The organism is Enterococcus sp. S86.2, assembly GCF_059834485.2.
Genome location: NZ_CM206813.1, coordinates 2,665,833 through 2,680,312 on the forward strand (window position 1 = coordinate 2,665,833; position 14,480 = coordinate 2,680,312).

The 14,480-nt window shown below is 32.1% G+C and carries 13 protein-coding genes and 1 pseudogene; 1 reads left to right on the top strand and 13 read right to left on the bottom strand.

What is annotated here, in order from left to right:
* Positions 1 to 67: 67 nt before the first annotated feature.
* A complete protein-coding gene (locus tag AC6R0T_RS12720) occupies positions 68 to 877 on the bottom strand; it encodes a hypothetical protein (RefSeq protein WP_526159459.1) in 810 nt (269 codons plus the stop codon).
* Between the two features lie 24 nt (positions 878 to 901).
* Between AC6R0T_RS12720 and AC6R0T_RS12725 the strand changes: the two genes are divergently transcribed.
* Positions 902 to 1,135 (top strand): hypothetical protein, encoded by a 234-nt coding sequence (locus AC6R0T_RS12725; RefSeq protein ID WP_526159461.1) that lies wholly within the window; start codon positions 902 to 904, stop codon positions 1,133 to 1,135.
* 398 nt (positions 1,136 to 1,533) lie between these two features.
* On the opposite strand, the gene AC6R0T_RS12730 is transcribed toward AC6R0T_RS12725, so the two are convergent.
* From AC6R0T_RS12730 to AC6R0T_RS12785, 12 genes and pseudogenes are all read right to left on the bottom strand, one after another.
* Entirely contained in the window at positions 1,534 to 1,935 is a 402-nt protein-coding gene (locus AC6R0T_RS12730; RefSeq protein WP_303754198.1) for a hypothetical protein, read from the bottom strand.
* Positions 1,936 to 2,419: 484 nt separating this feature from the next.
* The gene (locus AC6R0T_RS12735; protein WP_303754199.1) at positions 2,420 to 3,232 is read right to left on the bottom strand and encodes a metallophosphoesterase; all 813 of its coding nucleotides are present in this window, start codon (positions 3,230 to 3,232) and stop codon (positions 2,420 to 2,422) included.
* A 281-nt stretch (positions 3,233 to 3,513) separates the two neighbouring features.
* On the bottom strand, positions 3,514 to 3,789 hold the full coding sequence (locus AC6R0T_RS12740) for a hypothetical protein (RefSeq protein WP_303754200.1): 276 nt from the start codon (positions 3,787 to 3,789) through the stop codon (positions 3,514 to 3,516).
* 904 nt (positions 3,790 to 4,693) lie between these two features.
* Positions 4,694 to 5,722, bottom strand: a complete 1,029-nt coding sequence (locus AC6R0T_RS12745; RefSeq protein ID WP_303754201.1) for a hypothetical protein — start codon at positions 5,720 to 5,722, stop codon at positions 4,694 to 4,696.
* A 79-nt stretch (positions 5,723 to 5,801) separates the two neighbouring features.
* On the bottom strand, positions 5,802 to 6,017 hold the full coding sequence (locus AC6R0T_RS12750; RefSeq protein WP_303754202.1) for a hypothetical protein: 216 nt from the start codon (positions 6,015 to 6,017) through the stop codon (positions 5,802 to 5,804).
* Positions 6,018 to 6,323: 306 nt separating this feature from the next.
* On the bottom strand, positions 6,324 to 6,839 hold the full coding sequence (locus AC6R0T_RS12755; protein WP_206903233.1) for a hypothetical protein: 516 nt from the start codon (positions 6,837 to 6,839) through the stop codon (positions 6,324 to 6,326).
* Positions 6,840 to 7,200: 361 nt separating this feature from the next.
* Positions 7,201 to 7,326 (bottom strand): hypothetical protein, encoded by a 126-nt coding sequence (locus AC6R0T_RS12760; RefSeq protein WP_526159464.1) that lies wholly within the window; start codon positions 7,324 to 7,326, stop codon positions 7,201 to 7,203.
* A 282-nt stretch (positions 7,327 to 7,608) separates the two neighbouring features.
* Positions 7,609 to 8,653 (bottom strand): annotated as a pseudogene (locus AC6R0T_RS12765) (Fic family protein).
* A 272-nt stretch (positions 8,654 to 8,925) separates the two neighbouring features.
* Entirely contained in the window at positions 8,926 to 9,750 is an 825-nt protein-coding gene (locus tag AC6R0T_RS12770) for a DUF1129 domain-containing protein (protein WP_303754203.1), read from the bottom strand.
* On the bottom strand, positions 9,740 to 10,084 hold the full coding sequence (locus AC6R0T_RS12775) for a PadR family transcriptional regulator (protein WP_230711166.1): 345 nt from the start codon (positions 10,082 to 10,084) through the stop codon (positions 9,740 to 9,742). Before AC6R0T_RS12775 ends, AC6R0T_RS12770 begins: the two co-directional genes overlap by 11 nt.
* Before the next feature lie 620 nt (positions 10,085 to 10,704).
* Positions 10,705 to 12,924 carry a peptidase domain-containing ABC transporter gene (locus tag AC6R0T_RS12780; RefSeq protein ID WP_303754204.1) on the bottom strand — a complete coding sequence of 740 codons (2,220 nt, stop codon included), beginning with the start codon at positions 12,922 to 12,924 and terminating at the stop codon, positions 10,705 to 10,707.
* Positions 12,925 to 12,937: 13 nt separating this feature from the next.
* The gene (locus AC6R0T_RS12785) at positions 12,938 to 14,395 is read right to left on the bottom strand and encodes a beta-barrel domain-containing protein (protein ID WP_303754205.1); all 1,458 of its coding nucleotides are present in this window, start codon (positions 14,393 to 14,395) and stop codon (positions 12,938 to 12,940) included.
* Between the last annotated feature and the right edge of the window lie 85 nt (positions 14,396 to 14,480).

Below are 14,480 nucleotides of genomic sequence, written 5' to 3' on the forward strand. Positions count from 1 at the left end.
ATATAGTGAGCAAACAAAAAAGATACTCTCTCGCAATAAAAACGCTTCCAAAATGTTGCAAAAGTTTTTAAGGTAAAGTTACCTCTATTGGATCTGATAATACTCCCCCACCGTTTGAATATCTGGATACCATTCTATCTTTTGTTACTAGAAAATAGCCCTTTTTTGCTTTTTCAGTAGGGTCTTGACTGATAAAATATACCTGAAAATTTTCTTCGCTATCTTGTATTGTTTGCATATATTGTAATGCCCAGCCTAAAGTTTCTTGATTAAATTTTTCTGCATATTGAGCTGCATTTTCAGCAGTAACCTGCTGCGTTTCATTTTTCGAATGTAACGCATATCCCCCACTTTGTAGCTTGTTGATAGCTTCTTTTTTTGCTTGACTAGCTTGCTCTTGCGAAATCCAACCTTGCTCAACTGCATTCCCATAATAATCAATTATGCCCCAAAATCTATCACCATATTCAGCACCTTCTAATCCAGATGCAGAATATATTTCATTACTTACAGTAAGCCCTCGTTGAGTTGGAGGAAAAGGGTTACCTTGCATGGTAAACTTATTGTAAGCGTCTACATATTTCTGAACGTTATCAGTAGATAGAATTTCTTTGACATTAACGGACTGTATGTCTTTTTCAGTCTCACTAGTGAATTCCAAGGAGTCGCTGGTAGAAGTTTTTAAAGAGGTAGATGAGCTAGATTCTAATGTTTCACTTGAATCAGAAGTATCCTCTTTCTTGGTAGCAGATGTAGTATCACTAGAAATTTTAGACATACTTTGTTTTTCATGAGTATTGCACCCTACTAAGAATGTTAAGGATAATAAAGTTGCGCTTAACATAGCAGCATATCTCATTCTTTTCATAATATTCACCCTTAAATTATTTAAAAAAACATCATGACAATTGTTCCACGCTTTGATAGTAACCTAACAATATACTCGCAACCGGATTACTTTCTAGAAAAGAATTACGCAGGAGTTATTGAAATAAGAACAAAATATGTTCCATGTACCAATCCAGAATACTATCTGAAAAACATCCCAACTAAATACAATAAAAATACAAACTTTATTTTATCGTATCAAAATATGGCACTTTATCAATTTCAATTTTCTTCTGAATATACATGAAATTTGACTACTAGTTTGAATGCTTATTCAGCCTAACAAGTGAGGTAGTTCATTTTACAAGCTCTTAAAATAAAAGTCAGCATAAATAGTACAACGTCTTATCTAATCAATTTCCCACTCTCAAATTCTTCTTGAACTGTATCTATCCAAATCATAAGCTCTTGGCATCCATGAACTTTCCCTCTAACTCTTTTCTTTTGTTGTTTTTTTCGATGCGATTATATTCTGTGTGCTACAATAATTCTACAATTTCAAATATCTGATTTATACGGCTCTTTATAATTTTAGTATTGCTATGAGACTTGGGAGATCACTTAATTATTTCAGTGCAAACTTTTTATTATCCTTCAGCCGTTTTAAAGAATACTAGCTTTTTAGACTTTATATTTCTTATGCTTTTAGCGATTTCCTAAGGTATTGAATAGGAGCAGATAACCTGCAAAGTCTCCCCATCTTTTTCGATTTTTTTTACGATCACCTAACAAATTTCCCCACTCAAAATCCTGATCACTTTTTTTATAAACATAACGAATCATTGGTTCTAGTGTAGACATGTAAGCATTATGTTGTGCTGAACGAGAAGCATCAACACTAATCCGTTCATCTTGTGTTTGGAGGGCCCATTTAGAACGGACTATTACATACTTACTTGCTTCATCTATTAAATCTTCCCATAATGTACGAAAATCTTCGTCCTCTTTATCAGCTTGTCCCATAATGCCATTATAAATTTCTAACGCCTCATCAATTCTCATAGCACTATCTTGTTGTAAATAATTTTCAAAAGTAAAATTAATCATTTAAACATCTCCAATTTCATTAAACATCTAACTGCTGTAAATTTATCAATACTTATTTTATCTATATCTTTATACATCAAATTTCCGCCTCTAGTAGGCAACAATAAGTTTTCCTGGTATAGCATAAAATTTCATTCCTATCTCAAAAATACTTATAGTCAATTCATTAAGCAGCTTTTCGTTTTAAAATAACGAAATTTCTAAATTTTTTTTCTGCTATTTTACCCATATAAATAGTTTTAAAATCGACTTCGATTAATCGGGCTATTGGCAAGGTTAAGCGGTGCTCATTTTCAAATTAGAAAATATCTTTGATTATATCTTCTCCACTATATAAATCTAACCTATTGTTTAATAGGTACTCAGACTTTTTTATTTAGATCAATCGTTAAAGTGTGAACATCTCCATTAATATTTTGACCCACATCCTTCTATTTATTCAAATTCGATATTTTCTCACATACATTAAGCCTTGATTATGCAATCACTTAATTTCATATTTAATTAAGGAATCGGTTTCAGTATTTTTTTCAAAGCTGAAATACTTTTTTGTTTCTGTATCATATTCTAGAACGGGAATATTTTTTGTAGCCAAAACATTGCCATCAATAAAGAAATGACTTTCTCCATCCCAATATACTTTTCCGGCATACGATAAATCTTTCGATACCTCAGTGCTCCAAACATGTCCAGCGATAATATCTTTGTAAAAAGACCCCGTTTTAGGTGGATACATATTAGTAAATTCTTCGTCAGCAGTAGCATACTTCCAGAGTCCATCCGGGTACTCAGCAATTCCAGCATGAACGAATATTTGATTATCGGTTTCAATAAAACGTGAAGCGGCGTCTTTTTTATGTAGCCATTTTATAAGACCCGTTTTATTGCCTACAGACTTGATTGCAGTAATCAAGTCCTGCACCATAGCACGTTTTGACTTACCGTCTGCATTCTTAACTATGATATTGTACTCCTCTGGGTTATCTCTAAAAAAACTTTTAATTGTGGAAACACCACCACTACTCAAATAACCAAATAAATCATTATCTTTTTGTTCTAACCAATTCATAAAGGCTTCATCATGATTGCCCCACAACACTTTTATCTGCTCTGGGTATTTCTGTTCTAGTTTCATAATCTGTTTTAATATACGATAGGAATCTTTACCACCATCAACATAATCTCCTAATAAATATAACTGGTTCTCTTTTGAAACACTCAAATCAATTAATCGTAATACTTGTCTAAAAGCTTTATAGCAGCCATGTATATCACTAACAGCATAAATTTTTGCCATAACTGTTACTCCTTTGTCAAAAAGTGTATTGAATAGTGAATAACTTATTTCCAAAAATTTTAGTTTATCAAAATTAAATCCACATCATTGCACAACTAGAGATAGAATAGCAGACAAAATTTCACTCAATCTAAACTCAAAAAATTGAAATATATTTTGATGCTCATCATAAAAGTCTTCAGATCAGTTTGTCACTCAAATATTTATTCTCCTCGTTGCAAGTACAATCGTTCCAATGTTTTCTTCTTACTCCAATCAGCTTTTATCACACTTACCTATCACTAGACTATTTCTAAAACTTTTGAAGTAATACGTGTAGTTACTTCTCCTTTGCCAAGAGGTTCAAGAACAAACACAGCCGATAGGCCTACCTGTAATCGCACGATTTCTTGGACATACAATTTTTCGTTATCTCGTCTTAAAGACAAGTCACTATTTTCATTCTTTCTTTCTAACCACACTTTTCGATTTTCATCAATTATTAAAATATAAGTACTTCCTGATTCAGTAAAAAAAGTATATTTTCCTTGAAGGCTTTGCTCATTAATTTCGTTCATATTTTCCTCCACCTTAATAAAAATAATTTTCAAGTTGATTGATCCTCGATCGAATCTGCTTGCCTTGTTTGATACTTTCGTATTTAAAATTAGCTATAGAGATATACTCACTCTTATCATACTTATACTTTGAGTGCTTATGTCTCTTTGAAATTATGTCCTCTTCAGTTAGCATTTCCAACAACCTCAAAATAAGCACTAGACAGTGCTTTAAGGCACTCTACATCTGCGCTGAATGCCATCAGTCTCTGATTTCCCGAAAGTCCTTTTTTTCTTTCGATTCGAGACAAATTGTTACATATTTTTTCAAAGTATAGATTATCGCCACCATAAATTCTAAAAGTAGCCAGTCAATGTAAAATTCTTTTCAAAATTATCACATTAACTTTTTCAATCAAAAAACTATTTTATGAATATAACTATACAAGTAGACTAAGTTAACAAAATTACTATTACATCCTTAAAAGAAAACGAAATAATAATCAAGCTAGCAGCTGCAATTACTATTAAAAATCTAAAACATTGTAATAAATTAGGATATTCTAAAAAGTTATCCTTATTTTTTTGAAAGTTTGAGGGGAGAGAAGAGAAATTTGTTTTTTTTCTAATACATTCTTGTAGCAGATAATAGAATCTCATTTCTTTCTACTGTCCACGAAAGAATGCGATTATATTTTTAATACGTACTTTTGCTTCAAAATATAGAACAAGTACTGCTAAAATTGTTCCTGTAGTTCCAAAAAGTATTTTTGTTGTGGTAAAGCAATCGTTAAAATTAGTCGTACAGCGAATACAAAGACTATATTCTCTTAAAATTTATCGCTTATTTTAAAAATCCCTTTATTTTATTTACTAGCACAACAATTATTTTCAAGTAAGGAAGCAAGGTCATTTTTTTACCTTGCTAAGTTTGTCTATTAATAATGTCATTAAAAAATCGAATCTTTTCCATGTTCACCAAATCATCCTTGTAAAATTCTAAATTTGTTAAGTTGAGTTTCTCACAAAGTATTTTAGTCATCCATTTTCCTCGTTCTTCAATTAGCAAATTGACATTCCGGTAAAATTGCTCAAAGTCATCAATATTTTCTGGGTATATCCCCTTAACAAAATGACCTTTCCATAATTCGCCAACAGAATAATTATTGTTTACAAATGGTTGTAAATAATATTTTTTAACAAATTTTTTCCAAAAATCTCCACCTAAATTTCCGTTATCAATATTCAAGAAGAATTCCTTTAAATCTTTCAAAGTTAAATCCCAATAATCACCTACATTCCCAATACCTCTACCCTGATTCATCCAAGATAACATCACAGTATAGTTTCCAACAGAATGAGTTAATGAAGCAAATTTTTCTATCTCCTCTAACAAATTAATTTTTGTTTTATTATTTTTTATTCTTACTTGATTTTCTTTATTGAAATAAAATTTCGTGATATTTTTAATCTCACTCTTTTCAGACCAAGTCTTTAATTTTGTCTTTAAATTTGGTACTTCGTCAAATAAATCCATCCAAATTTTAGTATTCTCTATAGAAAACGGTGTTCTAGAAATCGAAAGAAGTGGTGTAAATGTTGTTGAAAAAGAATTCATAGAATCTCCACAAATAGCATTGTGTTCTGTTTCTTGCCATTTCAATATGTTATATATCGGAAATGCTACTTTGTCGGGATCACGAAGCATGGCATCTTCAATATTTTCATCTTCGTATATTTTTTTTAAAGAATCGGTAAATGGATTAGATTTAGCTTTATTTAACTCCTTCGTATATTTATATTTTAGCCATGATTCTAAGTGAGAAGTATCATTACTATTAGCGCTCGGAAATATTTCGCTCTTGTAAAATTGTTTAAAGTCAAATTCCCATGGTGGAATTCCATTTTCATCACAAGTTTTTAACCATATTTTTACCCATTCCGTACTGTTCATCGCATTTTCTCCTTTGTATTTATATAAATAAAAAGCAATTAAGCCTTTTCTCTTAGTGTAAATTCAATTATTCAATCTATTATTTTTCTTTCATTAGATATTCTACAATCATGTAGCAGATAATCACCAAAGCTTGCTCTAACGTAAAAACATCATAAAGACCACATAGTTCTGGCTTGCTCAATGCTTTAGCAAACTTATTATAATCTTGCAACAATTCTATTGCTTGATCTTCAATCTTATCTTCAACCTCATGCTCATCATTAAAAACATAACTGAAATTATAGTTTCCCAAAGCTTCATAAGTTCCGTTGCATAAACGGTTTGTTTTATTGTGCTACGTGTAAATAAATCTACTGACATAATAAATATCTCCGTTATAACCTTAGTTAGTGTATTTCTTAAAAAATCTTGAAGAAGTTTGTTAGCGAGTATCTATTCAGTTGTCAAAGATCGCCATCCTGAAATTCTCCTGTATTTCTCCTTTTTATATCTGAATAATACACCTTCTTACAAACCGTTGTCAACATCTATTTCTCCATTTAATTGACGTTTTTTTGAATAAAAAAAGAACTCCTAATGAGTTCTGGAAATTACAAAACTATAATAAATCATTTACTTCAAGCTTGATCATTATTTCGTTAACAAATTCTTTGAGCACATTCTTAGTTTCTGCAGATATATCTTTTTGGTCAAAACTATCCAATATTTCAAAAATTACAGTCTCTACAGAAATATCATTTTTATTTTGAAATTCATATATGGCCAGTCGTAAAACAAATTTAATCGCTGAACCAATAGTTACATAATTAGTATTGACACTTTTTTGTATCATTTTTTTTAATTCTTCAATTTTAGGTTCTATATTCTTAGAGATTTGGAATTTAGGTCGTAATGCCCCAGAAGAAATCTCATACTCTTTATCAAGAGTTATTGGTAAATTAAGTATCTTGTTCCAATCAGTTTCTTTCCATGTATCATAAGTATCTAAAATTGCTTTTGACAATACTTCACCCTTAGTAAAATTAATTTCATTATGCTCTTGGTAATATTCTTTCAGCAATTCAAGCATTTCTGCTGTTTCATAAGCAATTCTAACTTGTAATTCTATTTTCACCATCTCCTATTCTAAGTTGATATCTTTATTTGTTAGCTAGATTTTTAATCACACCTATTCCACCCGACTGATTCTCCATTTAATCTCAACATAAATATATACCATAAAATCATGAACTTCAAATATATTTCTCAATACAAATAGCTATTTGTATATTCCATATGAACAAATTACATTATACATCCCCGATATCGTCCCAATTTATAAAAAAAGACACCCTCCAAAAAATGGAAAGTGTCTAGAATCGTTGATATAACAACGATTAACGTTTTGAGAATTGTGAAGCTTTACGAGCTTTTTTAAGACCTGGTTGGCAGTTCCGTCGCTTCAAACAATATTATTGAATGTCAAAAAGACCGAATCAACAAGCATTTGAAATAATCAAATCAATTTGGATTTCAAGCACTTGTAACCATAGTTCGTAACCAAAAAACATCGGCATATCAGCATCACTACAAGTTTTTAATTCTTCCACTACATAACTCACATATTTAAAATCGAAGCGAAATCTTTAACCATTGCTAATACTATCCCAATTGGCAGGCAGTTTTGCCTCAGCAATACCTGCTGTGGAGCTTAGCCTTTTGCAAAATGGCGCAAACCATTTTGCATTTCCCCCCATATCTAACAGGGAGTACAAAAACATCGAAAAACTACAAAAAACAACGCTGAAACCTTGGGGCACAAGGACTTTCAGCATTTTAGCCAAATGTGACCTATAGGCTAAACAGTTCACACTTTTATTCAATGCGTTTCATTGGATTTTAAATCAAATCAGTCGACGGTATTTAGTTGATCGTCCTTGCCCGATTTTCTCGATTTTACCTGCTGTTTGCAGCTCTGATAATGCACGTTCAATCGTTCTTCGGCTGATATCAGGCAACAGAACTTCTAAATCTGCTCGGCTAAGCGGATCAAATGATTTTTGCAATTCTTCCAACAGTCTTTCGGTCGGTGTCAGTTCACGATTGATCACAACTTCAAAACGTTCTGAAAAATCTTCATAAGCTTTTAAAATAATTCCCAATAAGTAGCGGACAAACGGCGTATAATCTTGTTTATTTTTCAGCCACCCAATGGAACTTGCCTGCAACGCTTCATAGTAAGTTTGTTTCGACTTTTCAATCAACATTTCGATACTGATATACTTTCCTACCAAATAACCAGATTTGTACAACAGCAGTAATGTCAGTAAGTGCGACATCCGACCATTTCCATCGCTAAGATAAAAAGTCCAAAACAAAGCATGGGATCAATAATAATGGGTCAATTTCTGCTTTCTGGATCGCTTGATTATATTGATAACACAAATTGCCCATTAAATCGGGTGTCAAATAAGCAGGTGCAGGCACAAACCGAACGCACTCATTTCCGTCCAAATCTTTTTCAGTGATAACATTGTCGCTGCTTTTGAATTTCCCCTTATAGCTTTTAGCCGAGTAATTATAAAGATTTTTATGCAGCGTCAAAATATCATTGGGCACGACATTGATATTTTCATAGTTGTCATGGATCAGTTTTAAAACATCACGATACCCTGCGATCTCTTCTTCATCTCGATTACGCGGTTTGACTTTCTCTTCCACGATTTGTTTCAAACGGCCATCTGTAGTCGCGATCCCTTCAATTTTATTAGAAAATTCGGTACTTTGGATTAAAGCCATATCCGTCAGTTTACTTAAAATTCTCGGATTTGTCGCGAGATGCAGCTCCTGCTTGCCTTTATATTCATGGATCTTTGTCAGCATATTCAGCAAATCATGACTAAGCGACAACTTTTTCAGCTCTTGATAATTGGATTCTTTCACCGCCATCCACCTCTTTTCTCCGCCATTTTATATCATTTGGCGGAGAAAAAATTACGTTCGATCGTACTCTTCTGCATATTCTTTTATTTGAGTTTCTTTTCTATACTGTTCCAAACCTTTTTTACATTCTTTTAAATAAGATTTGTGATTCCCCACTCAAAATCTTGATCACTTTTTTTATAAACATAGCAAATCATTGGTTTTAGTGTAGACATGTAAGCATTATGTTGTACTGAACGAGAAGCATCAACACTACTGACTTCAAACTTTTCTTCTGACTACTTCACTTGCTTAGATTTGCGGCCGATCCAAAATAACAACATAAATTGAAGAAACAAAGCAATGCTCAACGTAATAATGAGAACAATTTTTCCTTGTTGTGTTGAAAAATCAAAGAAGTTTGAAAATATCGGTACACGAGAAAGAATACCCAATAATGCACTTGTGCTTAAAATAGGCACAAACGGCAACCAAAGTTTTTTGTCAGCCTGCTTTGATAAAATATACCCGATAATAAGCGCGATTATTAAAATAACAACACTTCCCAAGAGGCCATTAAAATAAACTTTTAACGGGGTAGAAATGCGCATACTCAGCGCTATTCCTCCAATAAATAAAAGCGCTCCAAGAAGCGCTGCCGTCACTTTGAAAAGTCGTTGTGACTGATAGATGCTTTTTCCTAGCAACCACAAAGCTGCAACCGAGAAAAATCCTACATAAATACCTGTGACAAAAAAAGTTCCCAAATCAAAAGCTGACGTTGGATTGATTAGGCTCGGTAATGCTGAAAATAAAAAATAAGCCCCTATTGCATAAATGACTAACTTACCCGTATCTATAAGATTGACGGACAACTGCTGCAAAATTTCGTCAGCAAATTTTTTAGGGTTTTTACCAAAATATTCTTCAGCCGTGATATCACTTTTTTGTGCATCTAAAATGTCTTGTAAAATACTTAGTAATACTTCCTCTGTTTGCTGCTCATCTCGCAAAAAAGACATTGTACGCACATAGACCAAAAGATCACCGTAATACTCTTCATTTACTTTTGTCAGCTTAGTTTGCAAGTCAGCATTTAATTGGATTAAATCTTCAGTTTTCATTTTTTTCATCTCTTTCTATTAAAGAATCTACGTTGCTTTTTAGCTGTTTCCACTGCCGAATGAAGCTATTTTTTTCTTTTATTCCTGCTTCAGTTAAAAAATAATACTTTCGCTGGGGACCATCCGGAGAAACTTCCATACGTCCTTCAATGTATCCTTTTTTTTCCAGAGTAAGCAATAACGGATAAACTGTTCCCTTGGGAATTTCCGCAAAACCAAAATCTGCTAATTTTTCACTTAATGTGTATCCATATAAAGATTCTTCAGCCAAAAGAATCAAAATACTACCAGACAAAATTCCTTTTAACATTTGCGATGATGATTTTTGAGCCATGTCGTCTCCTACCTAACTTGTTTTACAATATAGTCACAGTATAAAGATATTCAACTAGTTTGTAAAGCAAGATAGTGCCTCTTATAAATATATCTGAGTAAAAATGACATCCGCAATCTTACCGGCTGTACATAGTATTTAATTGTTGGTATTACAGATTGAAGTGCTGAATTTACAATTTTTTGATTATCGTAGCGGCAAAAATAGACCTGCTGTAATATTTTTTAAGCAATCCAATTCGATAGCAATTATTTAGCAAGTAAACAAAAAAAGACACTCTCTCGCAATGAGAAAGTGTCTGAAACGTTTCAGTTGAATGGTACTCGATTTCTTGCAAAATCTCCGTCCCATACTGTATTCGTAAGCAAATAAATTCGCAACGACTCCAGTAATTAACGTTTTGAAAATTGAGAAGCTTTACGAGCTTTTTTAAGACCTGGTTAGCCCAACCATTTTTTCAAACAGCTTCACAATGCTTTAATAGCAATGATTTAAAGAGATTGAAACATGAAAAATTTTATTGACTTTAAAATTATTTGAAAACAATGGTGTCAATTACTTGCGAGCCAAATCGATGCTATTGGATACACACACATAAAGTGTTTATGAAATATAATCATTCAATATAGAATCTCCTCTTCCATACTAATTTTACTCTTTTTATTCTCCAAGTGCGGTATCTCGTTTCCATATTGATGACGGATCATCTTTGCATATTTACCGTTTAAGCTCATTAACGTATTATGATTTCCCTGCTCAATAATTCTTCCGTTCTCCATATAAATAATCAAATCGCTCGAAACTATTGTTGACAGCCTATGCGCAATAATTATTGTAGTTTTTTCTTTGGTCGCTTCATTTAGAACATTTTGTATTTTTTGTTCACTGAAACTATCTAAATTCGAAGTGCTTTCATCAAAAATATAGAGGTCTCTCTTTTTTAGAAACGCGCGAGCCAATGCAATTTTTTGTCGTTCCCCACCTGAAAAATTGGTTCCATTTTCTTCAACCGATGCGTATAATCTCTGTGGTAACTTTACAATAAAATCATAGGCTCCTGTCATTTTAACAGCGTTCAAAACTTCCTCATAAGTCGCACTTTCATTGCCGATTTTAACATTTTCAAAGATAGTTCCTGTAAAGAGTTCAATGTTTTGTGGTACATAACCAATTTTCGTCCTCACAGCATCTATTTTCATATCATCAATAGAATAATTTCCAATCTTAATTGTACCTTCGCTAATATTATAGAATTTTAGTAGTATCTTTGCCAATGTAGATTTTCCAGAGCCACTTTCTCCAACTATTGCTAGCTTTGTGCCCGTTTTAATAAATAAATTAAAATTTTGAATTATAGGAGCACGGCTTCCGTAATGGAACGTTACATTACTAAAATCAATATCTCCCGTTAGGTCTATGTTCTGGAGAAGCTGTCCATCCGTATTTTCCACTTCTAACTCCATTATCTCTCCTAAGCGTTTCATAGCTATTTGCGCTTCTTGGTAGGTCAATTGGAGATTCACTAAATTTTGAACTGGTTGAGTAAAATACCCGGACAATGTTTGAAACACCATTAAATCACCTATCGACATTTTACTATCAATAATTGCCAAAGCCCCTATTACCATCATAGCAACGCTTGTTATATTTCCGAATCCCGATGATATGGTTCCTTGAAGTTGACTAATAATTCCTTCACTATAGCTGAGTTTAAGAGATTTTACGAACTTATTTTCTAGTTTTTCTAATTGTGAATTCTCATTTCCATACGCTTTTATTGTTTCAATATTTTGCAAACTTTCAATCAATTGAGAGTTCAAAATAGAACCTGCTTCCATCTGATCATAATTTATACGCTTGTAACTGGCCTTAAAAAAATATATTAGTAAAATATCTACCATAACTGAAATGGCGGTAATAACGAATAGTGATAAATTTATACTTATCAGGGCAACTCCTGTCAAAACTGCAAGCGTTATATCTAATACTAAAGAAATGCTCACTTGACTAAAAATGTCTTTAATTTCCATTGCATCTTGAAATCTTGTCAAAATATCCCCTGTTTTTCGAGTACTAAAAAAATTATACGGTAATCTTAAAACGTGGTTATAATACCCTAATAGAACGGGTAAATCAATCTTTCTTGATAAAAATAGCAATACATACGAACGAAACCAAGATAAAAAAATTTGAATAAAACCAATAACTAGAAAAACTCCAGCATAAATAAACAATGTATTTTTTAACTGGTACGGAATAATTTCATCAAATACTACCTTACTAAAAAAGCTTGATATAATTCCTAAAATAGTTAAAAGTGCACTCATCAATATTACAGTTAAAAGTAATCTTTTCTGAGGAAGCATTATTTGCTTAAATAAGCTTCCCATTGACATTTTATATTGCTTCACTACTTCAAACTCAGTTTTTGGAACTAGTAAAATCACAACACCTGTAAAAATTTTTTCTACCTCTTCGCGCGTCCTCCTCTCGTAACCGATAGCTGGATCCATTATATAGAAATTATTTTTTCTTATTTTATAGACTACAATAAAATGATTATCTCCATTTGCATTTGTTACGTGGAAAATTGCTGGCAAAGTATATTCTTGGGTAATATCTTCGAATTTCATCTTGATTGCTTTAACATTAAAACCAATTTTTTCAGTTCCTTTTACAATTCCAGAAACAGAAGTACCATTAAAATCTGTACAAAGAATTTCTCTCATTTTTGTAATTGAGGAATCTCTTCCATAAAATCGACAAATAGATGAAACAGCCGCAGCAGCACAATCCGACTCATCATGTTGTAAAACGACTGGATGTTTTTTATCTAGCAATCTTATCCCCTCACTATTTAAAATTTAATTGTTTCAAAAACCATTCCCAGTAAGTTTCTTTGTCATAAATAATGTTCATCTGTACTGGCATAGATGATTGAATCGCTATTTCATCACTACCCGAACGCAACTTCGTATCTTTTAACAAAACGTTTACTTGATAAAAAATTTGTTGTTCGTTGTTAACTGTCTGAATCAAAGTACCATTACTTATGGAATAAACAGTTCCTCTAAGTAACCCGTACTTTGCGCTATTAACTCCATTAACCGATATTGTCACAGAATTTTTCAAATTAATTTTTGTTCGATCTTGTGCTGAGATATATGCTTCGACGATTAACTCATCATTTTTTTCATCAATAATCTGTGCGATTGGTTGCAGTGCCTGAACCCCCAATCCACTTTTAATTAAAGATAAGTAATGTACCGTTCCACCTTTATCAGTAATCACATCAGTTAAATTATCAGTGCTACCTTGGATATTCTTTTGTGATTCTAATTCCACAATTTTTGTTTCATTACTTGTACGCGTTGCTCCAAGCTCACTTATTAGTTGTTGAAAAGTAGTTAAAGAACTTTCGCTTGTTTGTGATTTCAAATCTGAAATTTCTTGATTTTTTGACTTGATTTTTTCATTTTGAATTTTTGTTTCATCGTTAAGTTCGCTCTCAGAAGTATCAGATATATCTTCTAACTCACGCCGAAATTGAACAACATTTTCGTTTTGAGCTTCAATCTCAATTTCTTTAGCGCTAATTTCACTTTTTAAAGTACTATCTTTTCCTTCATCTTTTTTGTTAACTTTTGTATTTAAAGTCTCTAACTCACCAACTAATTCCTGTAACTTCGATTCAGCTTTGTTCAAATCACTAACTTTTCTTTCATAGTTTTTAGTGTACTCTGAATTGATTTCTGTCTGTATTTCACTCAGTTCCGTTCGCAATTCTGCTAAGTCATTTTCTTTATTTTTAATATCCACTCTAATTTTTTCTGAATATTTTTTATCCTCATTCACCTGAGATAAGTAATATTCTACTTTGCCATAAAATGTCTGTTCCTCTCCCGAATTGTCTAAATAGTTCTTTTTTTCTTTAAGAGACTTTTCATATTCATCATAAATGCTTCTATTTTTTTCCAATTTTTTAATTTGTTTATCAAGTTCACTCGTTTCAATGCCATTAATACCAGTAGAAATTTTAAATAAAATATCTCCTTTTTCTACATCGCTACCTTCAGGCTTTTCAATAGAAGTTATATTTCCATTTATAAGTGGCGTGATGTATATTTTATTGTAAGTTTCAATAGTACCTGTTCCTTTAACAATATAAGTTTTTGTAACAAAGCGGGAAATGATGAGTAAAGATATACAAACTAAAACGATAAAATAACTTAGATACAGTAAATAATTAGCCGGGTTTCTATCAAAAAAAATCCGACTACTTTTCAATTGATCTTTTGTATAAAATTTCATACTATTTCTCCTCATAAATAAAACCCCGACCGTGTTCGGGGTTAGATAGGTGTAATTTCAAAATAATTTAATGGCCATTCTTCCA

Excerpts from the sequence above, each read along its gene's own strand:
- AC6R0T_RS12725 (WP_526159461.1), top strand. The coding sequence starts at position 902 with ATGACAATTGTTCCACGCTTTGATAGTAACCTAACAATATACTCGCAA.
- AC6R0T_RS12730 (WP_303754198.1), bottom strand. The coding sequence starts at position 1,935 with ATGATTAATTTTACTTTTGAAAATTATTTACAACAAGATAGTGCTATG.
- AC6R0T_RS12735 (WP_303754199.1), bottom strand. The coding sequence starts at position 3,232 with ATGGCAAAAATTTATGCTGTTAGTGATATACATGGCTGCTATAAAGCT.
- AC6R0T_RS12740 (WP_303754200.1), bottom strand. The coding sequence starts at position 3,789 with ATGAACGAAATTAATGAGCAAAGCCTTCAAGGAAAATATACTTTTTTT.
- AC6R0T_RS12745 (WP_303754201.1), bottom strand. The coding sequence starts at position 5,722 with ATGAACAGTACGGAATGGGTAAAAATATGGTTAAAAACTTGTGATGAA.
- AC6R0T_RS12770 (WP_303754203.1), bottom strand. The coding sequence starts at position 9,750 with ATGAAAACTGAAGATTTAATCCAATTAAATGCTGACTTGCAAACTAAG.
- AC6R0T_RS12775 (WP_230711166.1), bottom strand. The coding sequence starts at position 10,084 with ATGGCTCAAAAATCATCATCGCAAATGTTAAAAGGAATTTTGTCTGGT.
- AC6R0T_RS12785 (WP_303754205.1), bottom strand. The coding sequence starts at position 14,395 with ATGAAATTTTATACAAAAGATCAATTGAAAAGTAGTCGGATTTTTTTT.